Source organism: Leucobacter sp. USHLN154 (assembly GCF_037145595.1).
GTDB lineage: Bacteria > Actinomycetota > Actinomycetes > Actinomycetales > Microbacteriaceae > Leucobacter > Leucobacter alluvii.
On sequence record NZ_JBBCXF010000001.1, the window covers coordinates 333,982 to 358,841 of the forward strand.

Here is a 24,860-nt window from a genome sequence, read left to right on the forward strand (position 1 = left end):
GCGCCTCATCGACGTTTGATCGAAGGAGAATCATGTCCGACAATCTGCCAGGCAACGACCGCAATTCGAACCCGGTTCCGCCCCCGCCCGCGCCGTCCGGCACCCCGAACGCGCACACTCCGAACGCGCACACCGCGCCGAGCGCTCCGGCGTACGACCCCGCAGCGACGAACCCCGGCGCTCCGGCATACTCGGGCGGTCCTGCTCAGCCGAAGGGGCTCGCGCTCTCGTCGATGATCGTGGGCATCGTGAGCCTCCTGATCTCGTGGCCGGTGAGCATCGTCGGCATCATCGGCGGCGTGGTCGCGCTGGTGCTCGGCATCGTGGCGCGGAAGAAGGGGCAGCCGAAGGGGATGGCCCTCACCGGCATCATCACCGGCGCCCTCGCCATCGTCATCTCGATCATCGCGATGATCGTCGTTGCGCTCGTCATCGGCGCCGCGCTGAACGACCCGAACCTGCAGCAGCAGTTGGAGCAGCTGGACCAGTAACGAGTCCGCTGCATGTGCGAAGGCCCGGGGCGCATCCGCCTCGGGCCTTCCGTGCGTTGCACAGGATGCGATCAGCAGCGCTCCGCGAGGAGCGCGCAGTGCTTTCCGGTCTCATCACGCGTGAGCAGCAGGGTGGCGTGCTCCGCTCCGCGCAGGCGCAGTCGCGCCCGCAAGGCCGCGGGATCGACGTCGGCGCCGCGCTTCTTGATCTCGAGCGTGCCGATGCCCCGCGCGGCGAGCGCCCTTCGCAGAGCCTTCTCCTTGACGGGCAGCCGTTCGAGCAGGCGGAAGGTCTGCGCGAACGGCGTTGCGACCAGTTCGTCTCCGGTGAGATACGCGATGCCGGCGCTCATCATGCCAGCACCCAGAGGCTCTGCAAGCGCACCGATGAGACGCGCGCGAATCACGGCCCCATCGGGCTCGTAGAGATACTCGCCCATCGAACGGACGTCGACATCGGGAGCATCGCCAGACGCCGTCATCTCGTGAATCTCGCCGCCCCGGTGCACCAGTGCCGCGCGAGCGATCCCTGGTCTCGCGAGCGCGCCGAACCAGAGCGCGGTCTCGACGACATGCCCGTCGACGGAGACCCACTGGGCCTCTGCCTCTCCTGGAATGAGGTCTCGATCGAGGCCCGGACCCAGTTTGACGCCCGTCGGCATCCGAGATCCGATGCCGAAGGCGAAATCGAGCGACGGCGAATAGTCGTCGGGGGAGGAGAGGCGGCGGGTCTCGCGGTGTCCAGCGGTGCGCCGCGCGGGATCGAGGAACGCTCCGTCGATTCCCGAGAGGTCGACATCGACGGCGTCAGCCGTGCGCACGCGAGGGGCGCGGCTCCCGCGCCGGGCGGCGACGGTCGCGAGGTTGTGCTCGGCGAGTCGAGCGGTGAACCCATCCAGTTCCACAGCCTCGGGAGCGATGCCCTGCTCGAGCATCGCGATCGATTCCGTGCCGATGCCGCAGCCGAGGTCGGCCACCCGTTCGCATCCGGCGTCGCTGAACCGGGCCGCATGTCCGCGCGACACCGAGATCCTGCTCGCCTGCTCCAGCCCAGCCGGAGTGAACAGCAGTTCGCTCGCGAGGGGACCGAACTTCGCACGCGCCCGTTCGCGCAACTGCGCCTGCGTGAGGAGGGCAGCTGCTTCCTCGGGCGCTCGCCCGAGCGTCCTCAGGCGGCGATTGATCGCGTCCGGTGCGGTGCCGCTCTCGAGTTCGAGGGTCGCCTCGGCGAGAGCGGCGAGACCCTGATCGGTGAGGAGGAACTCCCAACCGGGCGGGGGCTCGACGAATGGGGGCGGCCCCGGAGCCACGCTCCGAGGCCGCCCCGATGCGCTCGGCGCATCAGTCATGTCAGTACGAGGAGTAGGAATCGAAACCTGACAGCGAGCTTCCCAGAGCCGCGAAGATGGTGAAGAGGAAGCCGATGTACACGACGATGAAGAGTGCGAGCAGCACGAAGTAGGCGTAGCTGATGATGAGCCCGGTCAGCGCGATGCCGCGGCCCGAATCACCCGTGCGCTTGATCTGGCTGAGCCCCATGTGCCCGAAAACGATTCCGGCGACGGGGCTCAGGAATGCGAAGATGATCGAGAGGAACGCGAACGTGTTCGTCTTGTCGAGGGTGGTCCCCGTCGGGATGGGCGCCGTCGACCGCGATCCGTACCCCTGCGAGCCGTACGCCTGCGAGCTGTAGCTCTGCGGCGGCTGGTACGCGGGGGGCTGCGGAGCGCTCGTCTGGGGCGGGGTCTGGCCCTGCTGGCCCGGGGTCGCGTCCTGGTCCAGGTGCGGCAGGGGAGTGGTGGGCTGCTCGGGGTACTGAGGCGTGGACATTGCTCCTCCATCGGTTGGCGTCGAATCAAGCGGGTGCGAGCCGCGGACCCGCTGGCGATGCCAGTCCAGGGCGTGATTCCATTCTAGGCACGGCGCACTGTTCGCTGTCGGCGATTCCGTGCCGCGACGCTGGCACTCCCCTTGCACGAGTGCCAACGGGAGCCATAGACTCTGGGTAGACGCGCTCGCATGGGGCGGGCGCGGAAACACTTCAGACATTGGAAAGAGGTCAACCGTGTCGGTCGCCATCAAGCCGCTCGAGGATCGTATCGTTATCAAGCAGGTCGAGGCAGAGCAGACCACCGCTTCCGGTCTCGTGATCCCCGATAGCGCCAAGGAAAAGCCCCAGGAGGGCGAAGTTGTCGCGGTGGGTCCCGGTCGAGTCTCCGACTCGGGCACCCGTATCCCGCTCGACGTCGCCACCGGCGACATCGTGATCTACTCGAAGTTCGGCGGCACCGAGGTCAAGGTCGGCGGTGAGGACTACCTCGTCCTCTCCGCTCGCGACATCCTCGCCGTCGTCACCCGCTAACAGCGGCGCTTCCGCAGCGGCCCCGCCGATCCTCCGGGATCGGCGGGGCCGCTGTCGTACCCGGGGGTGCGTCGGGAGTAGACTGCTTCGATGCAGCGGACACGTGCGGGACTCGGATTCGGTCTCGGCGCATATCTCTGGTGGGGCGCGTTCCCCTTCTACTTCGGACTCATCGCGATGGTCGGCCCCCTCGAGGTCGTGCCCTGGCGGGTCGCGACCACGCTGATCTTCTGCGTACTGCTCGTCACCGTCACACGGCGGTGGCAGCGAGTCGCGGTGATCCTGCGCACTCCCAGACTGCTCGGATGGTTCGCGCTCTCCGCGCTCTTCCTGTATGCGAACTGGCAGATCTTCATCATCGGCGTCATGACCGGCCATGTGCTCGAGACGTCGCTCGGCTACTTCATCAATCCGCTGTTCACCATTCTCATCGGAGTCGTGTTCCGCAAGGAACGCCTCAGCCGCCTGCAGTGGATCGCGGTGATGATCGCGGGCGTCAGCGTGCTGATCGCAGCAATCGCGTACGGCTCCTTCCCTTGGATCGCCCTCGGCATCGCGCTCTCCTTCGGTCTCTACGGGGCCGTGCACAAGCACGCGGGCGAAACGGTGGACGGCATCACCGGGCTCACGATCGAGACCTTCGCCACGCTTCCGGTCGCCGCGGTGCAGCTCGGCCTGATCGCGGCGACCTCCGGGTTGACGGCCTTCACGTTCGGCACCGGCATCACCACGCTGGTGCTGTTCAGCGGCATCGTGACCGCCATCCCGCTGATCCTGTTCGGCGAAGCCACCCGACGGCTGCCGCTCGCGCACATCGGATTCCTGCAGTTCCTGACGCCGATCCTCGGATTCTTCTACGGTGCATTCGTCTCGCAGGAGGAGATCACGACAGGACGCTGGATCGGCTTCATCGGCGTCTGGATCGCGCTCGTGATCCTGATCGTCGACATGGTGCTGCAACTCCGGCGTTCGCCGACGGCGCAGGTCAACACGGCCCCGATTCCCCTAGACTGAGAGACGGTACGGGCGCCGCATCCCGGTCGCCCGCGAATCTCTGAGAGCCCCACCCACTACACAGATAGAGGTTCCATGGAACAGCGTGACCCCTTCGCGTTCACCGGTCTGACCTACGACGATGTGCTGCTGCTGCCCGCGCACACCGACGTCATCCCCAGCGAGGCGGACACCTCGACCCAGCTCACCCGGCGCATCCGGCTCCAGATCCCGCTGATCTCGGCGGCGATGGACACGGTGACGGAGACCCGCATGGCGGTCGCCATGGCGCGCAACGGCGGTCTCGGCATCCTGCACCGCAATCTGTCGATCCAGGATCAGGCCGAGATGGTCGACCGGGTGAAGCGCAGCGAAGCCGGCATGATCACGAACCCTGTGACGACCTCCGTCGACGCTTCTGTGGCAGAAGTCGATGCGATCTGCGGTGAGTATCGCGTGTCGGGTCTGCCCGTCGTCGACTCGAACGATGTGCTGCTCGGCATCATCACGAACCGCGACATGCGATTCATCGATCCGAAGGACCGCTCCCAGGTGCGGGTCGAGGACGCGATGACGCGCATGCCGCTCATCACCGGGCCTCGCGGGATCTCCCGAGAAGACGCGGCGGCGATCTTCCGCAAGCACAAGATCGAGAAGCTCCCGCTCGTCGACGAAGAGGGTCGTCTCACTGGCCTCATCACGGTGAAGGACTTCGACAAGGAAGAGCAGTACCCGCTCGCGACCAAAGACGAAGCAGGTCGGCTGCGCGTCGGAGCCGCCGTCGGGTTCTTCGGCGACGCATGGAAGCGCGCGAGCGCCCTCGTCGAGGCCGGCGTCGATGTGCTCGTCGTCGACACCGCGAACGGCGACAGCAAGGGCGTGCTCGACATCATCGCGAAGATCAAGGCCGACCCGGCATTCGCTGGCGTCGACGTCATCGGCGGCAATGTCGCGACGTACGCGGGCGCCAAAGCCATCGTCGATGCCGGCGCAGACGCGGTGAAGGTCGGCGTCGGCCCAGGGTCGATCTGCACGACGCGCGTCATCGCGGGTGTCGGTGTGCCCCAGGTCACGGCAGTGTACGAAGCGGCGAAAGCCGCGACCCCTGCGGGTGTGCCCGTGATCGCCGATGGCGGTCTGCAGCACTCGGGCGACATCGCCAAGGCGCTCGTCGCCGGTGCGTCCTCGGTCATGATGGGCTCCCTGCTCGCCGGTACCGATGAGAGCCCCGGGGATCTGGTCTTCGTCGGCGGCAAGCAGTTCAAGAACTACCGCGGCATGGGATCGCTCGGCGCTCTCCAGACGCGCGGCGAGCGCACGTCGTACTCGAAGGACCGCTACTTCCAGGCGGACGTGCCGAGCGATGAGAAGCTCATTCCTGAAGGCATCGAAGGGCAGGTGCCCTACCGCGGACCGGTCGGAGCCGTCAGCCACCAGATGATCGGCGGCCTGCGTCAGTCGATGTTCTACGTCGGCGCCCGTTCGATCACCGACCTCAAGGAGCGCGGCAACTTCGTGCGCATCACGTCGGCGGGGCTGAAGGAGTCGCACCCGCACGACGTGCAGATGGTCGTCGAAGCGCCGAATTACAAGCGCTGAGACGTGCACGTCGAAGGGCCCGGGTCGGTTTCGATCCGGGCCCTTCTGCGTGTGCAGGGCACGTCTCGGCCGCTGAATGCACCTCGCCCGGCTCCGGCAGCAGGTAGACGCGGCCCGCGCGCTCGGCATGCTCAGCCGCCGCCAGATAGACTGGGCGGGTGAGTAACGAGATCGAGATCGGCCGCGGTAAGCGTGCACGGCGCGTGTACACCTTCGACGAGATCGGCATCGTGCCGACGCGGCGCACCCGCGACCCGGAGCTCGTCTCGACCGCGTGGTCGATCGATGCCTTCCAATTCGACATCCCGGTGCTCGGCGCTCCGATGGACTCCGTCATGTCTCCCGCCGCGGCCATCGCGCTCGGCGAGCTCGGCGGTCTCGGCGTCCTCAACCTCGAGGGTCTGTGGACGCGTCACGAGGATCCCGAGCCGCTCCTCGCGGAACTCGCGACCATCGACGACGAACTCGCGGCGGTGGCGCGGATGCGCGAGCTGTACGCGGCTCCGATCCAAGCAGAGCTCATCACCGCGCGGCTCGGCGAGATCCGCGACGCCGGAGTCACGGTCGCCGGTGCGCTGTCACCGCACCGCACGGCTCAATTCACGGAGACCGTCGTGAACGCTGGCGTCGACCTCTTCGTGATCCGCGGGAACACCGTCTCGGCGGAGCACGTCTCGCAGGAGGGCCGCGAACCCCTCAACCTGAAGCAGTTCATCTACGAGCTCGACGTTCCCGTCATCGTGGGAGGGGCCGCGACGTACCAGTCGGCGCTGCACCTCATGCGCACCGGTGCGGCCGGCGTGCTCGTCGGCTTCGGCGGGGGAGCGTCGTCGACGACGCGCGCCACACTGGGCATTCGCGCACCGATGGCGAGCGCGATCGCCGATGTCGCCGGTGCGCGCTCCGACTACCTCGACGAGTCGGGCGGCCGCTACGTGCACGTCATCGCCGACGGCGGCCTCGGCACCTCCGGAGATCTGATCAAGGCGATCGCCTGCGGCGCCGATGCGGTGATGCTGGGGAGCACGCTCGCGAAGGCGTCTGACGCACCCGGTCGCGGATGGCACTGGGGCCAGGAGGCGCACCACGAGGACCTCCCGCGCGGCAAGCGGGTGCAGGTCGGTTCGGTCGCGCCGCTCGCCCAGATCGTGAACGGCCCGGCGAACGTGGCCGACGGCAGTGCGAACCTGATCGGCGCACTGCGCCGCGCGATGGCGACGACCGGGTATTCGGAGCTCAAGGAGTTCCAGCGCGTCGGCGTCGTCTACGCCGAGCGCTAAGCCCCGCACCGTGTCTTCGCGCAAGCTGGAATACCTGGGTGAGCCGACGCTCGCCCAGGTGATGCGTCGGCCGAGCTGGATCCTCGCCCTCCTGCTGGCGCTCGGCGTCGCCGTCGCGTTCGCAGCGCTCGCGCAGTGGCAGGCGGGCATCGCCGTCCAGTCGCAGCAGCAGGACCAGGTGGACACCGAGTCGGAGCGGCCGCTCGCGAGCGTGACCTCCTTCGAGCAGGGGGTCACCGACGCCGCAGCAGGCGTCATCGTGCATCTCGACGGGACGTTCGTCGCTGACGACTTCTCCGTCGTGTCACCGCGCGAGAACGGCGGTGCGAGCGGGGCGTGGGTCGTCGGCAACCTGGTGACGGACGGGCCCGACGCGGAGCCGGGCGCGCACCTCGCCGTCGCCGTGGGGTGGGCTCCTTCCATTGCAGAGGCCGAGCGGGCCGCCGATGCGCTCGCCGACGGCGACCAGACGGCAGAGACCCTCGAACTCACGGGCAGGTACATGCCACCCGAAGCCCCCCGAGTGCCCGACGCGGACGAAGACCCGATGACGATGCACGCCATGGTGCCCGCCGCGCTCGCGAACCTCTGGGGCTCCGTGGACGGGCCTGTCTACTCCGGCTACCTGGTGCTGCACGACGATGCAGGATCAGCCGCCGTCCTCGACGATGCGGCGCTCGAGGCGATCGATTCCGTCGCTCCGCTGCCGGCCGACGCCGTGAACTGGCTGAACGTGTTCTACGCGATCGAATGGCTCGTGTTCGGCGGCTTCGCCGTCTTCTTCTGGTATCGCCTCGCGAGAGACGCGTGGGAGAAGGAGCACGAGATGCTCCTGCTCGAAGCGGAAACCACCCCCTGATCCTCCCACGGCACCTCGGTCATCGGTGTCGTTCGCCCGCCGTAGAATGGAAGCCATGCAGCTGCAGCCCAAGCCCGCCGACTACCCCCGTATTCGCAAAGCCCTGAGTTTCTACAAGGTGACCTCGGTGGTCACGGGCGTCATGCTGCTGATGCTCTGCGCCGTCATGGTGATGAAGTACGCGTTCAACGTGCAGCTGTACCTCTTCACCGAAGACGGCTTCGCGCACTTCTACGAGCTCGCGCCCGAAGGCCTCGAATCCGACTTCCAGGCGAGCGGATTCGACCTGTTCAAGGCGATCCTCATCGCGCACGGCTGGTTCTACGTGGTCTACCTCATCTCCGACTTCCTGCTGTGGAGCCCGATGCGCTGGGGCTTCATGCGGTTCCTTCTCATCGCGCTCGGCGGAGTCATCCCGTTCATGTCGTTCTTCCTCGAAGCCCGCATCGTTCGCGAGGTCGACGGCTTCCTCGATTCTCGCGAGAGCGCGCTCGCGCCCGACACTTCACACCCGACCGCTGCGGCATCGTCCGCCACCACCTCGAAAGGCTCACTGGAGCGATAATGGCGACACTGTCAGAACAGCCGGAGACGGATCACCGTCCGGTTCTCGTAGTCGATTTCGGCGCGCAGTACGCGCAGCTCATCGCGCGACGCGTGCGCGAAGCCGGCGTCTACTCCGAGCTCGTGCCCCACACCATCACTGCTGCGGACGTGCAGGCGCGCAACCCGCTCGGCATCGTGCTCTCGGGCGGTCCTTCGTCGGTGTACGAGGAAGGCGCCCCCGCATTCGACGCGAGCGTCTTCGATCTCGGCATTCCGGTGCTCGGGATCTGCTACGGCTTCCAGGTGATGGCCCGCGCTCTCGGCGGCACCGTCGGCAACACCGGCGACCGCGAGTACGGCGCGACTGATGCGCACGTCGTCGGTGACGGCGGGGCGCTTCTCGGCGGGCAGCCGAATGCTCAGAACGTCTGGATGAGTCACGGAGACGCGGTTCAGGCGGCGCCCGAAGGATTCGAGGTGCTCGCGAAGACCGCGGTGACGCCCGTCGCCGCGTTCGGTTCCGCCGAGCGCAAGCTGTACGGCGTGCAGTGGCACCCCGAGGTGAAGCACTCGGACCACGGGCAGCAGATCCTCGAGAACTTCCTGCACCACGTCGCCGGGATCGCGCCGGACTGGAACGCCGGCAATGTGATCGCCGAGCAGGTCGCGCGCATCCGCGAACAGGTCGGCAGCGCCCGCGTGATCTCCGCGCTGTCGGGCGGCGTCGACTCGGCTGTGTCGACGGCGTTGGTCCACGAGGCGATCGGCGACCAGCTCACGGCCGTGTTCGTCGATCACGGGCTGCTCCGCAAGGGTGAGCGCGAGCAGGTCGAGAAGGACTACGTCGAATCCACGGGCGTGCGTCTCGTCACCGTCGAAGCCGCTGACACCTTCCTCGGCCACCTCGCGGGCGTGACGGATCCGGAGCAGAAGCGAAAGATCATCGGCCGCGAGTTCATTCGCGCGTTCGAGCAGGTGCAGCTCGACCTCGTCGCTGAGGCCAAAGCGGAGGGCGAGCCCATCAAGTTCCTCGTGCAGGGAACGCTCTACCCCGACGTGGTCGAGTCGGGCGGAGGATCGGGCACCGCGAACATCAAGTCGCACCACAACGTCGGCGGCCTGCCCGAGGACCTGGACTTCGAGCTGATCGAACCCCTCCGTGCGCTGTTCAAGGACGAGGTGCGCGCGATCGGCCGCGAACTCGGCATCCCCGAAGCCATCGTCGGGCGCCAGCCGTTCCCGGGGCCCGGCCTCGGCATCCGGATCGTCGGCGAGGTGACGCGGGAGCGCCTCGAGGTGCTGCGCGAGGCTGACGCGATCGCGCGAGAAGAGCTCACGATCGCCGGCCTCGACAACACGATCTGGCAGTGCCCCGTGGTGCTGCTCGCCGACGTGCGCTCCGTGGGGGTGCAGGGGGACGGCCGCACCTACGGACATCCCATCGTGCTGCGCCCGGTCTCGTCAGAGGACGCCATGACCGCGGACTGGACGCGCGTGCCGTACGACGTGCTGGCGCGCATCTCGAACCGCATCACCAATCAGGTCCCAGAGGTCAACCGGGTGGTGCTCGACGTCACGTCGAAGCCGCCGGGAACCATCGAGTGGGAGTAGCAGAACAGCCCGGCTTCGGCCGGGCTTTTCTGTTGCTCGCGGGAGTGGAAGTGCGCAGGGTGGTACTCGATCGCCGGCGATTGAGTGGGAGTAGCAGAGCAGCCCGGCTTCGGCCGGGCTTTTCTGTTGCTCGCGGGAGTGGAAGTGCGCAGGGTGGTACTCGATCGCCGGCGATCGAGTGGCGGCGACCGATGCTCGGGGGCTGCGTGGGGTGAGCAGGGGTGCGACAGGGTCGCGAAAGCGCAGTTCGGCACCGCGCTCTGCCCGGCGTGCGCACGAACTGCGCTCTCGCTCGAGTGAGTAAGGCCGGAAATGCCGGAAGGGCCCATGCGCTGAAGGTCGAATGCCGGAAGGCGCGAAGATGGGAAAGCCGGAGGCCCGAAAGCCCCTCCCGGTCGCGGCGCCCGCCAGGCCAAGATAGACGAACGGGCCCGGCGCCGAAGCGCCGAGCCCGTTCGTGTGACGTGCGTATCGAAGAACTGGTCAGTCGCCGCGCAGGATTGCGAGGATGCGCAGGATCTCCACGTACAGCCAGATCAGCGTGACCATCAGACCGAATGCGGCCGACCATGCCCACTTCTCGGGGACGCGATTCTTGACGCCGTTCTGAATGAGCTCGAAGTCCATGACCAGCGAGTAGGAGGCGAGCAGCACGGCGAGCGCGCCGATCGCGACGCCCAGCGGGCCGCTGCGCATGCCCCAGGGGTCCTGGTTCACGCCGGTGAGCATGAGCACGACGTTGACGAGGGAGAACGCGAGGTACCCGAAGATCGCGACCATGAAGATCTTGTTCATCTTCGGGCTGGTGCGCACCTTGCCGTTGCGGAACAGGATCAGGACCGTCGCGAAGACGGCCAGGGTGCCGATGATCGCCTGCGAGACGATACCCGACCACTGCGATTCGAAGATGCCCGAGATGCCCCCGAGGAAGACGCCCTGGAAGACCGCGTACAAGACGATGAGCGGCACGCTCGGCTGCTTCTTGAACGAGTTCACGAGACCGAGAACGAGGCCGATGATCGCGGCCGGGAGTGCGAGAGCCGGCATGAACCATCCGACGGCACCGAAGGCGAGCACGATGACGAAGAGCATGACGGTCTTCGAGATCGTGTTCTCGTACGTCATCGGCTTGTCGGATGGTGCGACCGGGGGATGCTGGATGCCCCCGTACGACGCCTTCGCCGCGGGAGTATCGACACCCGGACGCTGGGTCTGCGCAGCGGGCTGTTCGTAGATGCGGCGCAACTCATCGGCGGTAAGTGTCTTACCGTTGAGTGCCGGGTTGTTGCTGAGAGCCGGGTTGCTCATGCGTCAGGATCCTTTCCAGGCGTATGGGTCTGACTCAGTGTATCGAGTCGGCGCTTCGGATCGGCTGTGACTCTTGGACGCCGTTCACCGAGAGCGCAACGGTCGCCTGCCCTAGGCTGAAGCCATGGTCAGCCTGGAACGCCGCCCGCTCATCATCGGCCATCGCGGGGCGTCGGGGTACCGCCCCGAGCACACGGCGTCGGCCTATCGTCTCGCGTGCGAGATGGGGGCGGATCTCGTGGAGCCCGACATCGTCGCGACGCGTGATGGCGTGCTCGTCGTGCGGCACGAGAACGAGATCTCTGGCACCACCGATGTCGCTGATCGCCCCGAGTTCGCCGACCGCCGCACGACCAAGACGGTCGACGGTGAACGGCTGACCGGATGGTTCACCGAGGACTTCACCTGGGACGAGCTCGCCGTGCTCGGAAGTCGCGAACGCCTTCCGCAGGTGCGCCCGGACAACACGGTGTTCGACGGCGCCGAGGGAATCCTGCGCCTGCGCGACGTGCTCGCGATCGTCGATGCGCACAGTGCTGAGTCCGGCCGTGACATCGGCGTGGTGGTCGAGGTGAAGCACGCGCGCTTCTATGAGGATCGCGGGATCGATCTCGCAGAGATGCTGTACGCGGAGCTCGCTGCGTGCGGCTGGGCGGATCGCGCAGGCTTGCTGGTGATCGAGTCGTTCGAACTGGGCGTGCTCGATCGTTTGCGTGCTGCGGAGGTGCAGGCCGCCTTCGTGTTCCTCGCGGAGCGTTTCGGGTCTCCGGCCGACGAACCGGTCGGAGAGGCGCCGCCGCGCAGTTATGCGTGGTATCGGAGCGACGCGGGGCTCGACCTCCTCGCGGGGCGGGTCGACGGCATCAGCGTCGCGAAGGCGAATCTGCTGCGCGTCGGCGTGCTCGGCCAGGCTCTCGGGCCGACCAATCTGGTTGAGCGAGCGCACGCGAGGGGGCTCCGGGTGTTCACCTGGACGCTGCGTCCGGAGAACCGCTTCTTGAACCGGGCCTTCCGCAGTCATGCTCAGCGCACGGGGGAGGAACCGGAGGCCACGGCGCAGTGGGGCGACTGGCTCGCCGAGTTCTCGATGATTGCGAGCTCGGGCGTCGACGGCGTGTTCGTCGACCACCCCGATCTGGGCGTCGCCATGCGCGACGGCGCGGCGGCCTGAGACGTGCGCAGCGTGCTGGCCTGAGCCGAGCGTGGCGGTTCAGGCGGGCGTGCTCGTCCGCTCGCCCACGAGATTCTGCAGCATGAGGGCGCGCAGGTCGGCATCGCTGTGGCGACGGTCGAGGAGGAAGCCGAGCTTTCCCGCAGCCGCTTCGAGCGTCATATCGCCGCCGTCGATGACGCCGGCCGCGGCGAGCTCACGGCCGACGGCGTAGCGGTTGAGGTCGACGCCGCCCGTCGTGCACTGCGTCACCGCGACGATGGGCATTGCGGCGCAGAGCTCTCGGAGGGTGCCGAGCATGCCGGGGCGAGCCATCGGGCCGTTGCCGCTGCCGTAGCACTCCAGCACGAGGCCCTGCGGGCGTCCGCCCACCGAAGCGCGCAGATCATCGGAGGTCACGGCGGGAACGAATCGAAACGCGAGTACGCGCGATGGCGCGCTCGGCACTGCGGATCCGGCGTCGACGGGCGGTGGCGCTGGCACGCCGGCGGCGCCCGCGGCGAGGGGAAGCTCTGCGCGGAACGCTGCGAGCGCGACGCTGTCGTGCTTGGTGGCCCGCACAGCCGGGATCAGGTCGCCGCCGAACGCAACCGCGGCCGGTGAACCGGGCGCGGCCTTCACCGCAGCGCGGATGGCGAGCGTGAGATTGCCGATCGCATCGCTGCCCTCCTCGCCGTGGGCCAGCTGGCTGCCGGTGACGACCACCGGCACGCCGAGATCGCCGAGCTCGAACGCGAGCCGGGCCGCTGTGTACGCGAGGGTGTCGGTGCCGTGGGTGATGACCACGCCGCGGGGGCGCTGAGTGCGTACGCGGGCGCGCACCGCGCGTGCGATCTTCGGAGCGGTATCGGCGTCGGCGTTCGCGCTGTCGATCGCGGGTGAGAGATGGTTGACGCGGGCTTCGACGCCGAGCGGGAGGCAGATGCGCGCGACGAGGTCTTCGAGGATCTCGGGGAACTCGGGATCGGGCGCGAGGCCGCTGTCGGTGCGACGCATGCCGATCGTTCCACCGGTGGCGAAGACGAGCACGGACGGGCGCCGAGTGGCGGAGGATGACATAACTCCTATTCTGCGGGATCGGAGGGCGTTGGCCGTGCGCCGGGCCAGCGAGGCCGAATGTCCGAGGCGCCTCGTAGACTGGGGGCACGATGAGCGACTTCGAACTTCTCGACCCTTCAGGTCTCCCGGTCGGCGGCGGAACCGGCGCGAACGGCACGGCCGACGACCCCCTGGTCGACGGTCTCAACCCCGCGCAGGCGCGAGCGGTGACGACTCGTGGACCCGCGTTGCTGATCGTCGCGGGAGCAGGCTCGGGCAAGACCCGGGTGCTGACGCATCGCATCGCGCATCTCATTCGCGAGCGCGAGGCATGGCCGAGCCAGATCCTCGCCATCACGTTCACGAACAAGGCCGCGGCCGAGATGCGGGAGCGCATCGAGGGGCTGCTCGGAGACGCATCGCAGGGCATGTGGGTCTCGACCTTCCACTCGGCGTGCGTGCGCATCCTGCGTCGCGAGGCTGAGCGCTTCGGCTATGTGTCCGGCTTCACGATCTACGATTCCGCCGATTCCCGTGCGCTGCTGAAGCGCATCATCAAGGAGCTCGACGCCGACACGTACGGCTTCACTCCGGCGAACTCGGGTTCGAAGATCTCGAAACTCAAGAATGAGCTGGTCGACGCCGCGACGCACGCGGCGACGATGAACGAGAACGACCCTCGTGAGCGGCTGTTCGTCGAGATCTTCAGAATGTACGAGCAGGAGCTGAAGCGTGCGAACGCGTTCGACTTCGACGACCTCATCGGGCAGACCGTGCACCTGTTCCGTTCGCACCCCGATGTCGCGGCGATCTATCAGCGCCGCTTCCGTCACATTCTCGTCGACGAGTATCAGGACACGAATCACGCGCAGTATTCGCTGATCCGCGAGCTCACGCGGCCCATCGAACCGGAAGAGGTCGAGCGTCTCGTGCCGCCGGCGCGCGAGCGCGAGCTCGACGCCTCCGGCCGCATCCCCGCCGCGAGCCTGACGGTCGTCGGCGACTCCGATCAGTCGATCTACGCGTTCCGCGGCGCCGACATTCGCAACATCGTCGAGTTCGAGCGCGATTTCTCCGGCGCCGAGGTCGTGAAACTCGAGCAGAACTACCGCTCGACGCAGAACATCCTGTCAGCGGCGAATGCCGTGATCGGCAACAACTTCGACCGCCAGGAGAAGCGGTTGTGGACGTCGGAGGGCGACGGCGAGCGCATCGTCGGCTTCACCGGGTACTCGCAGCACGATGAAGCACGCTTCGTCGCGGAGGAGATCGAGGACCTGCACCGCGCGGGCGTCGCCTACAGCGACATCGCCGTCTTCTACCGCACGAACTCCCAGACGCGCGCCCTCGAAGAGCTGCTGATCCGATCCGCCATTCCGTACCGCGTGCTCGGCGGCACGAAGTTCTACGAGCGCGCCGAGGTGAAAGACGCGATGGCGTACCTCACGAGCATTGCGAACCCGTACGACCCCATCGCGTGGTCGCGCCTCCTCGGCGCTCCGAAGCGCGGGGTCGGCGCGATGGCGGAGGCCCATCTCGCGAACTTCCAGGAAGCCAACGGCCTGTCGTTCCACGAAGCAATGCTGCGAGCGGAGGAGGTCACGGCGATCGGCCCGAAGATCCGCGCGACCGTCCGCGGATTGGGCGAGATGCTCGTGCGGGCATCACGGATGGCCGCCGGTGGCGGTGCGACCGACGTTGCGGGTGAAGACGCCGTCCCAGCCCCCGTCGGCGACGTGATGAAGCTGGTGCTCGACGAGACCGACATGATCGAGAAGCTGCGGGCGAAGCGCGACCCGCAAGACGATGCGCGCGCTGAGAACCTCGAGGAACTCCTCGCCGTGGCGCGCGAGTTCGACGTGAAGCAGCCCGGCGCGGGTCTGCTCGCATTCCTGACCGAGGTGAGTCTCGTCGCCGCCGCCGACGACCTCGACGATTCGAGCGGCACCGTGTCGCTGATGACGATGCACACGGCAAAGGGCCTCGAGTTCGCAGCCGTCTTCATCACGGGAGTCGAAGAAGGACTCCTCCCGCACCAGATGTCTGTCGATGAGATCGGTGGCATCAATGAGGAACGCCGGTTGATGTACGTCGGCATCACGCGAGCGCGCGAGCGTCTGTACCTCACACTCGCCTCGACCCGTGCGACGTTCGGCGACGTCTCCGTCGCAATGCCGTCGCGGTTCCTGCAGGAGATCCCCGAAGGGCTCATCGACTGGCGGCAGTCGCCGGGCGAGGTGACCGGACGGGGCGGGACCGCTTCGCGCGCGCTGAACGCACCCCGCTCACCGGGATCGAACGGATCCTGGTCGCGCACCCGTACGGACTCCGCAGTGTCGTTCTCCGGAGGCGGAGGAGGGTCTGGATCGGCCGCAGTCAGCGAGCCCGCGAGCGGGAACATGCAATCCGCGCTCGACAAGTGGCGCGAACGGAAGCGACTTGCGAAGGAGGCTCAAGCGAGCGGGGGTGGCTTCCCGAACCTCGTCGGCGGTTCGGTGAGAGACAACGGCGACCTCGAGCTCGCAACAGGAGACCGCATTCGGCACGACGAGTACGGCGACGGCAGGGTCACGGGAATCTCGGGCTCCGGAACGAAGCGCATCGCCCACGTGGTATTCGACACCGTCGGAGAGCGCAAGCTGCTCGTGAAGCTCGCACCGATCGAGAAGGTCGTCGAATAAGTAGGCGCCGCTCGTTGAATACCTGGGCGACGCACGTTAGAACGCTGCGGCGCGAGGGAACGCGGCGCCTACGCCTACGCCTACGCCTACGCCGCGTTCGCGCCGAGCAGTCGGCGGAAGTCGGCCGCGATGCGCAAGAAGTCCGACTCGTCGGCGCTCACGTCGCCGCTCCCCGCCGTCCACTCGGCCATCTGCGCCGTCATCGCGCCATGCACGAGCGCGAGGGCCAGCGCCGACTCTCGCTGCGGCGAGTCCAGCTTCGCGTGCTCCGGGTGCGCCCGAAGCCACGCCACCGCGACCGCGTCGAGCTGGTAGCCCGATTCCAGAATCGAGATCATCATCAAACGCCCGGCCTCGTACTGCTCGGCGACGAGACGGCCTCGATCCCGCGCAATGTCGGCATTGACGCTGCGGTGGCCGATGGCCGCGAAGAGCAGACGGAAGAGACCCAGCGGAAGATCGTCCGGCGTGCTGTCGAGCACGGCGAACGCGGCTTCGCCGTCCGGGATGTCGATCGCTCGCCCGACGATCGCATCGTCTCGGGACGGGAAGTAGTTGAAGAAGGTGCTCCGAGAGATATCGGCGCGTTCGCAGATGGCATCGACCGTGACGTGCTCGACGCCGAGCTCTAGGGCGAGCTGCACCGCCGATGACTCGATGGCGTTCTCGGTGCGCCGGCGCTTGCGTGCTCGCAGGCCCTCGGGGCGGGCCTCCTCCGTAGTGCTCACGTGACTTCTCTCCTGCCGCGCCGACTCGAATACCCGCCCCGGAGCGGGGAGGCCGGCGGCCGTAGCGCGATCGAGTGTATTCTTCATCGCTGAGAGAACGGAAGATGTACGGCGAATGTTGCATCGAACCGAGAATCTCGCCATATGCCCCGATCGCGGAAGTGTGTACCCTATACCCGGACGGCTGGGGAAGACGGGGGATGCGCACCGCATCGAAGGGAGGGCGGAGTATGCCCTCGGCGACGGCATTCCTCCGCAGACACGACGCGCATTCGTGGTACATCACCTTCGCCGCCGTGATCATGTCGCTCACGCTCGCGGTCGACCTGCTCTTCCCCGACTACATCGAGCATCGCGCGCTGAACTGGGCGCTGCTCGTCATCACCCTGACCAGTGCCGTGACGGCGCTCTTCCTGGGACGGCGCCTCCCGCGGTGGGTGGGCATCGTCGCCGTCTTCATCTTCCTGGCGGCCCAGGCCTACTTCCTGAGCCTCGCCGACGACCCGCAAACGGTGATCTCCGCGCTGCAGCAGCTGCCCATCGTCGCCTTCTACCTCGGCTGGTTCGTGCGGCCGCGTCTCGCCCTGCCGCTGATCGCGCTGTGCATGGCAGTGTTCGGGATGGTCATGGTCTCCAACCCGCTCTTCAACCCCGAGGGACGCATCGGCGCCCCCGTGGCGGTGCACGGCCTGCTGAGTCTGCTCTTCTGCTACATCGCAGGCAACTATCTCTGGCGTCGAGCGAAACGCGTCGATGCCACCGATGCGCTCACCGGAGCTCTCCACCGGGCCCCGTTCTTCGAGCGGGCAGCGGTCAGGCTGCGACGCCGCACCACTCCGATGTCGCTGCTGGCCATCGACTTCGACGGCTTCAAGCAGGTCAACGACGCGCACGGTCACGCCGCCGGCGACCGGGCCCTCGAAACGACCGTGAGCGCATGGAGAAGCGAACTGCGCAGCAGCGACGTCATCGGTAGGCTCGGCGGCGACGAGTTCGCGATCCTCCTCCCCGATACGGATCGCGCGGAAACGAGTGCCATCGTCGAGCGTTTGCAGGCCGCGTCCACGCACCCGTGGTCGTGGGGTGCGAGCGAGTACGCCGCCGGCGACGACCTCGCCGCACTCCTGCAGCGCGCCGACGCGGCGCTGTACGCGCAGAAGCGGCTGAAGCGGCAGGTGCCGCATGGATAGCCGCCGGCCCCGCGTAAGCGCGAGAGCTGTCGTGCGCGACGCGTGGGAGCGCTTCGACCGCAGGCAGACGCCGTTCTCGTACATGAGCGCAGCCGTCCCGCTGCTGCTCGCAACCGTCTTCGTCTTCGATCTCCTCCTGCCCCACCCGCACCTCAACCGATCTGCAGTCTCGCTGTGGCTCACCTTCTACATCGTGGCCACCGTGCTGCCGCTGGTGCTCGGGCGCCGGTACCCGCTCTGGGCCGGGCTCGTCATGTTCGCCGGCATCGAGTCGTTGTCGACCTACTTCCTCCTCGCCTCGATCCATGTGCACGCCGAGATCAACGCTCTCCTCGAGCTTCCGCTCATCGCGCTGTACATCGGGTGGTTCTACCCTGCGCTGCTCGGTCGCGCCCTCATCGGGCTCGGTGTCGTGCGCCTCCTGTTCATCCTGCACCTCAATCCCGACCTCGGAAACGGCGTATCCGACCCCAGGATGATGGTCGGCTACGCGATCCTCGTCGCGCTGTTCTGCTTCGAAGGGGCGAGAACCGTGCAGCGTCAATTGCGCAAGGAGGCGCGACTCGATTCCCTGACCGGGGCGCTGAATCGTCGCGGGCTGCAGCAACTCGCCGGGGTCGTGCGGCGCCGAGCGGCCCGCAGCGGCGAACCCGTCACCGTCGCCATGCTCGACTTCGACGATTTCAAGGGTGTGAACGATGCCGGTGGGCATCTGGCCGGCGATACCGCGCTCTCGGCGAGCGTGGATGCGTGGAACGAGCTGGTGGGCCGCCGCGGCAACACCGCGCGTCGAGGCGGGCTCGTCGCGCGGCTGGGCGGGGACGAGTTCGCGCTGGTCTTCCGCGGCGACGCAGCCGCAGTGGAGGAGCAGCTCGGGAGGCTTCGGACGGACTCCGATTTCTCATGGTCGTGGGGGATCGCGACGGCCCGCGCGGGCGAACCGCTCGACGCGGTGCTCGCGCGGGCGGACGCCGAGCTGTATCGCGCGAAGCCGGGAGGCGGTCGAGGGACGCCCATCACGCGATGATAGGCTGAGCACCGGTCGAGTTACCTCGACATCGAGACATTTTTCTGCCTCGGATCACCCCGACTCCCAAGCAAAGGACAGTACGTGGATCTGTACGAGTACCAGGCACGAGATCTATTCGAACGATACGAGGTGCCGGTACTGGCCGGCATCGTCGCCGACACCCCGGAAGAGGTGCGCGCGGCTGCCGAGAAGCTCGGCGGCGTCGTCGTCGTGAAGGCGCAGGTGAAGACCGGAGGCCGCGGCAAGGCCGGCGGCGTGAAGGTCGCGAAGACCCCCGATGAGGCGTTCGAGGCGGCGCAGTCGATTCTCGGACTCGACATCAAGGGACACGTCGTCGAGCGCGTCATGGTGGCCGCGGGCGCTGACATCGCGCAGGAGTTCTACTTCTCCGTGCTGCTCGATCGTGCCAACCGCTCGTACCTGTCGCTCGCCTCGGTCGAGGGCGGCGTCGAGATCGAACTGCTCGCGGTGGAGAAGCCCGAAGCGCTCGCGCGCATCGCCGTCGACCCGATCGTGGGCATCGACGCTGCGAAGGCGGAGGAGATCGCCCGGGCCGCGAAGTTCCCCGAGGAGCTCATCCCGAAGGTGGTTCCCGTCTTCCAGAAGCTCTACGAGGTGTACGTCGGCGAAGACGCCACGCTCGTCGAGGTGAACCCGCTCGTACTCACCGGCGCCGGCGACGTCATCGCCCTCGACGGCAAGGTATCCCTCGACGAGAACGCCGACTTCCGTCAGCCGCAGCACGCTGAGCTCGCCGACAAGTCGACCGAGGATCCGCTCGAGGCGAAGGCCAAGGCGCAGGACCTGAACTACGTGAAGCTCGACGGCGAGGTCGGGGTCATCGGCAACGGCGCCGGGCTCGTCATGTCGACGCTCGACGTCGTCGCCTACGCGGGCGAGAACCACGGCGGCGTGAAGCCCGCCAACTTCCTCGACATCGGCGGCGGCGCGTCTGCAGAGGTCATGGCGGCGGGACTCGACGTGATCCTCGGCGATCCGCAGGTGAAGTCGGTGTTCGTCAACGTATTCGGCGGAATCACCGCCTGCGATGCGGTCGCCAACGGCATCGTCGGCGCGCTGAATAAGCTCGGCGACGCCGCCAACAAGCCGCTCGTCGTGCGTCTCGACGGCAACAACGTCGAAGAGGGCCGCGCGATTCTCAACGAGGCTGCCCACCCGCTCGTGACGCAGGCCGCCACGATGGACGAGGGCGCCGACAAGGCCGCCGAACTCGCGAACGCCCGCTGAGCCGAGACGAAAGACTGTAGGAGAACCACCATGTCGATCTTCCTGAACAAGGATTCCAAGGTCATCGTCCAGGGCATCACCGGCGGCGAGGGCACCAAGCACACCGCGCGCATGCTCGCCGCAGGGACGAACGTCGTCGGGGGAGTGAATGCCCGCAAGGCCGGCACCACCGTCTCGCACGTCGACGCCGACGGCGCAACCGTCGAGCTTCCCGTCTTCGCCTCGGTCGCCGAGGCGATGGAGGCCACCGGGGCGAACGTATCGGTGGCGTTCGTGCCGCCGGCCTTCACCAAGGACGCCGCCATCGAGGCCATCGACGCCCGAATCGGCCTGCTCGTCATCATCACTGAGGGCGTGCCGGTGAAGGACTCGGCCGAGCTGTGGGCGCACGCCCAGGCGACCGGCAACGAGACGCGCATCATCGGCCCGAACTGCCCCGGCATCATCACCCCGGGCGAGGCGCTCGCAGGCATCACGCCGGCCACGATCACCGGCAAGGGCCCGATCGGCCTCGTCTCGAAGTCGGGAACACTGACGTACCAGATGATGTACGAGCTGCGCGACCTGGGCTTCTCGACGGCTATCGGCATCGGCGGGGACCCGGTGATCGGTACGACGCACATCGACGCGCTCGCCGCGTTCGAGGCCGACCCCGAAACCCGCGCCATCGTGATGATCGGCGAGATCGGCGGCGACGCCGAGGAGCGCGCCGCCGACTACATCAAGGCGAACGTGACGAAGCCCGTCGTCGGCTATGTCGCCGGGTTCACGGCTCCCGAGGGGAAGACGATGGGCCACGCAGGTGCGATCGTCTCCGGTTCGGCCGGAACGGCGCAGGCGAAGAAGGAGGCCCTCGAGGCTGCAGGCGTGAAGGTGGGCAAGACGCCGACTGAAACGGCGAACCTGCTGCGCGAGGCGTTCAACGCACTGTAAGCACCGGCGCAACCCGGCCAGCGCGGGGCGGTCTCCTTTGGGAGACCGCCCCGCTCGCGTTCGGAAGGAGCACGGGACGAATCCGCGCAGTCTCCCGTAAACTGGAGAGGTTGTGCGCGAAGTCGCGCCTCCGCGCGCCCCCCCCCCCGGCCGCGCCACTTCGAAAGGACCGCCGTGACCCGCCTCCCCCGCACGCTCTCCCTCACCGCCGCCGCAACGGCAGCGATCGCCCTCGCACTCACGGGCTGCTCGACGCAGTCGGGCGGCTCGTCCGACGAAGCGTCCGGCGAGGCGCTGCGCATGGGCACGCAGCCCTGGCTCGGATACGGGCAGTGGTACGTCGCCGAGGACCAGGGCTTCTTTGAGGACCGCGGAGTCGACGTGCAGCTGTCGAGCTTCAACGCCGACTCCGACGTGAACGCCGCGCTCGCCGCCGATCGCCTCGACATGGCGAACGTGGGCGCTCAGGCCGCACTGCAGTTCATCGAGGAGGGCGTGGACGTCTCGATCGTGCTCATGCTCGACTCGGCCACTGAAGCCGACGCGATCCTGAGCACTTCGGGCATCGATGATGTGGCGGGGCTCAAGGGCAAGACGGTGGCGTTTGAGAAGGGCGCCACGAGCGAGATCCTGATCGCCGAAGCGCTCGAGGAGGCCGGCCTCGACTTCGACGACATCGAGGTCGTCGAGGCGTCTGCTGACAAGGTGACGCCCATGCTGCTCGCCGGCCGCGTGGACGCCGGGGTGACGTACGAGCCGTACATCAGCGAGGCGCTCGGCTCGGACGCCGGAGCCGAAGCCGTGGTGACCGCCGGAGAGTTCCCCGGGCTCATCACGGACGTGCTGGTCGTGCGCAACGACGTGCTCGACGAGCGTCCGGACGAGGTGCGCGACGTGCTCGCCGCGTGGGACGATTCCGTCGCGTACTACGAGAGCGACACCGAGGCCGCGCAGGGCATCATCGCCGCAGGGGTGGGCTCCGACCCTGCCGATCTTGAAACCGCCTTCGCCGGCGTGCACTACTACTCGCTCGCCGAGAACCGCGATCAGCTCTCGGGCGACTACGCCGACGAGACGCTGCCGGCTCTCGCCGAGGTGGCGCAGCGCATCGGGTTGATCTCGGGCGATGTCGACGCGACGAGCGCGATCCGCGCCGAGTTCCTCGGGGAGTAACCGGCAATCATGGCGGGACCCGTGAACACCGTTCCGGCGCTGCGGCGTCGGCGTGCGCGTATCGGACGACCGATCGGGCGCCCGGCGTACCTCGCGATCGCGAGCACGACGTTCGTGCTGCTCATCGCCGTGTGGTGGGCGGCCGGCGCGACGGGTCTCGCGGACCCGATGTTCCTTCCTGGCCCCGGCGCGGTGCTTGAGGCTCTCGGCCGGCAGGTTGCGAACGGCGAGCTGTGGAGCGACGTCGGGGTCAGCTCCTTCCGCATTCTCATGGGCTTCGTGATCGCGACCGTCATGGCGATCCCGGTCGGCACGCTCATGGGTGTGAACGCCCGGGTGGAAGCCGCGCTCGAGCCGCTCATGGATTTCATCCGGTACATGCCGGTCGTCGCATTCGTTCCACTCACGATCGTCTGGGTCGGCATCGACGAGAATCAGAAGTTCTTGATCATCTGGATGGGCACCTTCTTCCAGCAGGTGCTCATGGTGGCCGACGCGGTGCGGCGCACCCCGCGGACGCTGGTGAGTCTGGGGGAGACCCTCGGGCTGAGCTGGGGGCAACTGCTGGTGCGGATCGTCGTGCCGTCGGCGATGCCGCGCATCTGGGACGCGCTGAGAATCACGCTCGGGTGGGCCTGGACCTGGCTCGTCGTCGCAGAGCTCGTCGCCGCTTCAAGTGGCATGGGCTACCGCATCACGGTGGCGCAGCGATTCTTCGAGACCGACCTGATCATCGGGTACGTGTTCGTGCTCGGTGTGCTCGGGCTGATTCTCGATCAGGCCATGCGCGCGGCCGGTCGGCGCATGTTCGCGTATCAGGAGGGTCGCCCATGAGCGCTCAGCACCCCGCGTCGCCGAAACTGCGGGCGGCCGGCATCGTGAAGCGATTCGGGAGCGTCACGGCTCTGGAGGGCGTTGACCTCGAGGTCGGAACGAACGAATTCGTCTCGATCGTCGGCGCTTCCGGCTGCGGCAAGTCGACGCTGCTGTCGCTCATCGCCGGTCTGGAGGAACCGACGTCCGGCACGCTCGAGGTGGACGGTGCTCCGATCACGGGGCCGGGCAGAGACCGCGGTGTGGTCTTCCAGCACGCGACGCTCATGCCGTGGCTGACGGTGCAGCAGAACGTCGAATTCGCGTTGCGCGGCGAGCGGGGCCTCTCCCGGGCCGATCGGGCGGATCGGGCTCGGGACTTCCTGGGCCTCGTCGGCCTCGACGGCTTCGAACGCGCACGGCCGGTCGAGCTCTCGGGCGGCATGCAGCAGCGCGTCGCACTTGCGCGCTCGCTGAGCTACGGACCGGAGATCCTGCTCATGGACGAGCCGTTCGGGGCGCTCGACGCTCTCACGCGCCGCACCATGCAAGAACTGCTGCTCGAGGTGTGGGAACGGCACCGCATCACCGTGCTCCTCGTGACCCACGACATCGGTGAAGCCGTAGTGACGAGCGATCGCGTCATCGTGATGAGTCCGCGTCCGGGCCGTGTGCAGCAGATCGTCGACGTGCCGATCGAGCGGCCGCGCACCCTGGCGTCCGAGCGCACCGTCGAGTTCCAGGATCTGCAAGACCGCATCCTCGGGCTGATCCACGGCGCCGAATAGCAGCGGTCACCTGCGATACGCCGCACGCAGCGCGGGCTCGAGCTCGGGGTACTGGAACGTGAACCCCGACCGGCCCAATCGTTCGGGCAGCACCCACCGGCTCTTGAGCACGAGTTCCGTCTCGGTGCGGATCGCGATCGCACCGACCTCCTGCACCCAGCGGGGCAGCGGCGGGCCGATCGCGACCCCGAGTACGCTGCGCGCCGTGCGCAGGAAGGTGCGGTTGTCGACCGGGTTCGGTGCGCTCAGGTTCACGGCGCCGTCGAGCTCTGGACGCTGTTCCAGGAAATCGAGGGCCCGCGCGGCGTCTTCGATGTGGATCCAGCTGAACATCTGCGAACCGCCGCGCGCAGCGAACCGGTGCGCAGTGCCCGCGAGCCGACGAGCCCGGGTCACCGGCCAGCGGCCGTCGAGTTGCGATCCGCCCATACCGAGGCGAGCCAAAGCGCGAATCGTCGGAAGCACCCCACCGGAGCCGAGCACGATCGCGGTGCGCAGTGCGACGCGACGCGTGCGGGGCAGTGCATCGCGCATCAGCGCCGCTTCCCACGCCTGCGAGACGCCGACCGAGAAGCCCGAACCGATCTCGCCGCCGGCCTCGGTCATGGGGCGGTCATCGGCGTGCCGGTAGATGGTCGCCGTGGAGGCGTTCAACCAGACCGGCGGAGGGTCGGCGGCCGAAGCGATGGCCCGCGAGAGCCGTTGCGTGGTGACGACGCGGGATCGCATGATCTCGGCGCGGTTCGCAGCCGTGTAGCGGCAGTTCGCGCTCTTGCCCGCCAGGCCGACGACGAGCGACGCGCCGTCCACTGCGTCGCGGAGTGCAGCGGCGTCGTTCCAGCTGATGTTCGATCCGGACCGACCCACCGTGATGACGTCGCGCCCGGCATCTCGGTACCGGTCCGCGAGATATCGGCCCATGAAGCCGCCCGCTCCGGTGATCACGACCCGCCCCTGCGGTGCGTCGGCCGAGCGTTGGAGCGGAGCGTGCGGCATGAGTGCCCGGCCTTCCCGTGCG

General features: G+C 67.8%; 23 protein-coding genes. 17 read left to right on the plus strand and 6 right to left on the minus strand.

Going from position 1 to position 24,860, the window contains the following annotated elements; translation table 11 throughout:
* The first annotated feature begins 32 nt into the window (after positions 1-32).
* Positions 33-491, plus strand: a complete 459-nt coding sequence (locus tag WFH23_RS01565) for a DUF4190 domain-containing protein (protein ID WP_090147149.1) — start codon at positions 33-35, stop codon at positions 489-491.
* Between the two features lie 71 nt (positions 492-562).
* Here the strand turns inward: WFH23_RS01565 and WFH23_RS01570 are convergent, their stop codons facing one another.
* Together WFH23_RS01570 and WFH23_RS01575 are read right to left on the minus strand one after the other, a co-directional pair.
* Complete coding sequence (locus tag WFH23_RS01570; RefSeq protein ID WP_336661363.1) at positions 563-1,840, minus strand: THUMP-like domain-containing protein; 1,278 nt, start codon at positions 1,838-1,840, stop codon at positions 563-565.
* A gap of 1 nt (position 1,841) precedes the next feature.
* Entirely contained in the window at positions 1,842-2,321 is a 480-nt protein-coding gene (locus tag WFH23_RS01575) for a DUF4190 domain-containing protein (RefSeq protein WP_090147152.1), read from the minus strand.
* Positions 2,322-2,556: 235 nt separating this feature from the next.
* On the opposite strand from WFH23_RS01575, the gene groES reads away from it, so the two are divergent.
* From groES to guaA, 7 genes are all read left to right on the plus strand, one after another.
* Complete coding sequence (gene groES / locus WFH23_RS01580; RefSeq protein WP_090147154.1) at positions 2,557-2,853, plus strand: co-chaperone GroES; 297 nt, start codon at positions 2,557-2,559, stop codon at positions 2,851-2,853.
* 90 nt (positions 2,854-2,943) lie between these two features.
* Positions 2,944-3,867, plus strand: a complete 924-nt coding sequence (gene rarD / locus WFH23_RS01585) for an EamA family transporter RarD (protein ID WP_090147157.1) — start codon at positions 2,944-2,946, stop codon at positions 3,865-3,867.
* 75 nt (positions 3,868-3,942) lie between these two features.
* Entirely contained in the window at positions 3,943-5,445 is a 1,503-nt protein-coding gene (guaB, locus tag WFH23_RS01590) for an IMP dehydrogenase (protein WP_090147159.1), read from the plus strand.
* Positions 5,446-5,603: 158 nt separating this feature from the next.
* On the plus strand, positions 5,604-6,725 hold the full coding sequence (locus WFH23_RS01595) for a GuaB3 family IMP dehydrogenase-related protein (protein ID WP_090147161.1): 1,122 nt from the start codon (positions 5,604-5,606) through the stop codon (positions 6,723-6,725).
* A gap of 10 nt (positions 6,726-6,735) precedes the next feature.
* Positions 6,736-7,584, plus strand: coding sequence for an SURF1 family cytochrome oxidase biogenesis protein (locus WFH23_RS01600; protein ID WP_336661364.1), 849 nt, complete (start codon positions 6,736-6,738; stop codon positions 7,582-7,584).
* A 55-nt stretch (positions 7,585-7,639) separates the two neighbouring features.
* Entirely contained in the window at positions 7,640-8,149 is a 510-nt protein-coding gene (locus tag WFH23_RS01605) for a DUF3817 domain-containing protein (protein ID WP_200329788.1), read from the plus strand.
* 8 nt (positions 8,150-8,157) lie between these two features.
* On the plus strand, positions 8,158-9,741 hold the full coding sequence (gene guaA / locus WFH23_RS01610) for a glutamine-hydrolyzing GMP synthase (protein ID WP_090147490.1): 1,584 nt from the start codon (positions 8,158-8,160) through the stop codon (positions 9,739-9,741).
* A gap of 483 nt (positions 9,742-10,224) precedes the next feature.
* Here guaA and WFH23_RS01615 read toward each other — a convergent pair whose 3' ends face one another.
* Positions 10,225-11,049: a Bax inhibitor-1/YccA family protein gene (locus WFH23_RS01615; protein ID WP_336661365.1), complete on the minus strand. Its 825-nt coding sequence runs from the start codon at positions 11,047-11,049 to the stop codon at positions 10,225-10,227.
* 124 nt (positions 11,050-11,173) lie between these two features.
* Here WFH23_RS01615 and WFH23_RS01620 point away from each other — a divergent pair, with 124 nt between their 5' ends.
* A complete protein-coding gene (locus WFH23_RS01620; protein ID WP_336661366.1) occupies positions 11,174-12,220 on the plus strand; it encodes a glycerophosphodiester phosphodiesterase family protein in 1,047 nt (348 codons plus the stop codon).
* Positions 12,221-12,259: 39 nt separating this feature from the next.
* Here WFH23_RS01620 and WFH23_RS01625 read toward each other — a convergent pair whose 3' ends face one another.
* Positions 12,260-13,279 carry an asparaginase domain-containing protein gene (locus WFH23_RS01625; protein WP_336661367.1) on the minus strand — a complete coding sequence of 340 codons (1,020 nt, stop codon included), beginning with the start codon at positions 13,277-13,279 and terminating at the stop codon, positions 12,260-12,262.
* Between the two features lie 89 nt (positions 13,280-13,368).
* Between WFH23_RS01625 and WFH23_RS01630 the strand changes: the two genes are divergently transcribed.
* Positions 13,369-15,939, plus strand: coding sequence for a UvrD-helicase domain-containing protein (locus WFH23_RS01630; RefSeq protein ID WP_090147173.1), 2,571 nt, complete (start codon positions 13,369-13,371; stop codon positions 15,937-15,939).
* A gap of 86 nt (positions 15,940-16,025) precedes the next feature.
* Here the strand turns inward: WFH23_RS01630 and WFH23_RS01635 are convergent, their stop codons facing one another.
* On the minus strand, positions 16,026-16,667 hold the full coding sequence (locus WFH23_RS01635; RefSeq protein WP_200329782.1) for a TetR family transcriptional regulator: 642 nt from the start codon (positions 16,665-16,667) through the stop codon (positions 16,026-16,028).
* 230 nt (positions 16,668-16,897) lie between these two features.
* On the opposite strand from WFH23_RS01635, the gene WFH23_RS01640 reads away from it, so the two are divergent.
* The 7 genes from WFH23_RS01640 (at position 16,898) to WFH23_RS01670 (ending at position 23,842) form a co-directional block, all read left to right on the plus strand.
* Positions 16,898-17,857: a GGDEF domain-containing protein gene (locus WFH23_RS01640; protein ID WP_336661368.1), complete on the plus strand. Its 960-nt coding sequence runs from the start codon at positions 16,898-16,900 to the stop codon at positions 17,855-17,857.
* A gap of 31 nt (positions 17,858-17,888) precedes the next feature.
* Positions 17,889-18,884 (plus strand): GGDEF domain-containing protein, encoded by a 996-nt coding sequence (locus WFH23_RS01645; protein WP_336661369.1) that lies wholly within the window; start codon positions 17,889-17,891, stop codon positions 18,882-18,884.
* An 84-nt stretch (positions 18,885-18,968) separates the two neighbouring features.
* Positions 18,969-20,135 (plus strand): ADP-forming succinate--CoA ligase subunit beta, encoded by a 1,167-nt coding sequence (sucC, locus tag WFH23_RS01650; protein ID WP_090147183.1) that lies wholly within the window; start codon positions 18,969-18,971, stop codon positions 20,133-20,135.
* A 30-nt stretch (positions 20,136-20,165) separates the two neighbouring features.
* A complete protein-coding gene (sucD, locus tag WFH23_RS01655) occupies positions 20,166-21,068 on the plus strand; it encodes a succinate--CoA ligase subunit alpha (protein WP_090147185.1) in 903 nt (300 codons plus the stop codon).
* A 174-nt stretch (positions 21,069-21,242) separates the two neighbouring features.
* A complete protein-coding gene (locus WFH23_RS01660; RefSeq protein WP_336661370.1) occupies positions 21,243-22,241 on the plus strand; it encodes an aliphatic sulfonate ABC transporter substrate-binding protein in 999 nt (332 codons plus the stop codon).
* A gap of 21 nt (positions 22,242-22,262) precedes the next feature.
* Positions 22,263-23,075 carry an ABC transporter permease gene (locus WFH23_RS01665; RefSeq protein ID WP_336661371.1) on the plus strand — a complete coding sequence of 271 codons (813 nt, stop codon included), beginning with the start codon at positions 22,263-22,265 and terminating at the stop codon, positions 23,073-23,075.
* Positions 23,072-23,842: an ABC transporter ATP-binding protein gene (locus WFH23_RS01670; RefSeq protein ID WP_336661372.1), complete on the plus strand. Its 771-nt coding sequence runs from the start codon at positions 23,072-23,074 to the stop codon at positions 23,840-23,842. The genes WFH23_RS01665 and WFH23_RS01670 overlap by 4 nt, the downstream gene beginning before the upstream one ends.
* A gap of 6 nt (positions 23,843-23,848) precedes the next feature.
* Here WFH23_RS01670 and WFH23_RS01675 read toward each other — a convergent pair whose 3' ends face one another.
* Complete coding sequence (locus WFH23_RS01675) at positions 23,849-24,838, minus strand: epimerase (protein WP_336661373.1); 990 nt, start codon at positions 24,836-24,838, stop codon at positions 23,849-23,851.
* Positions 24,839-24,860: the final 22 nt, after the last annotated feature.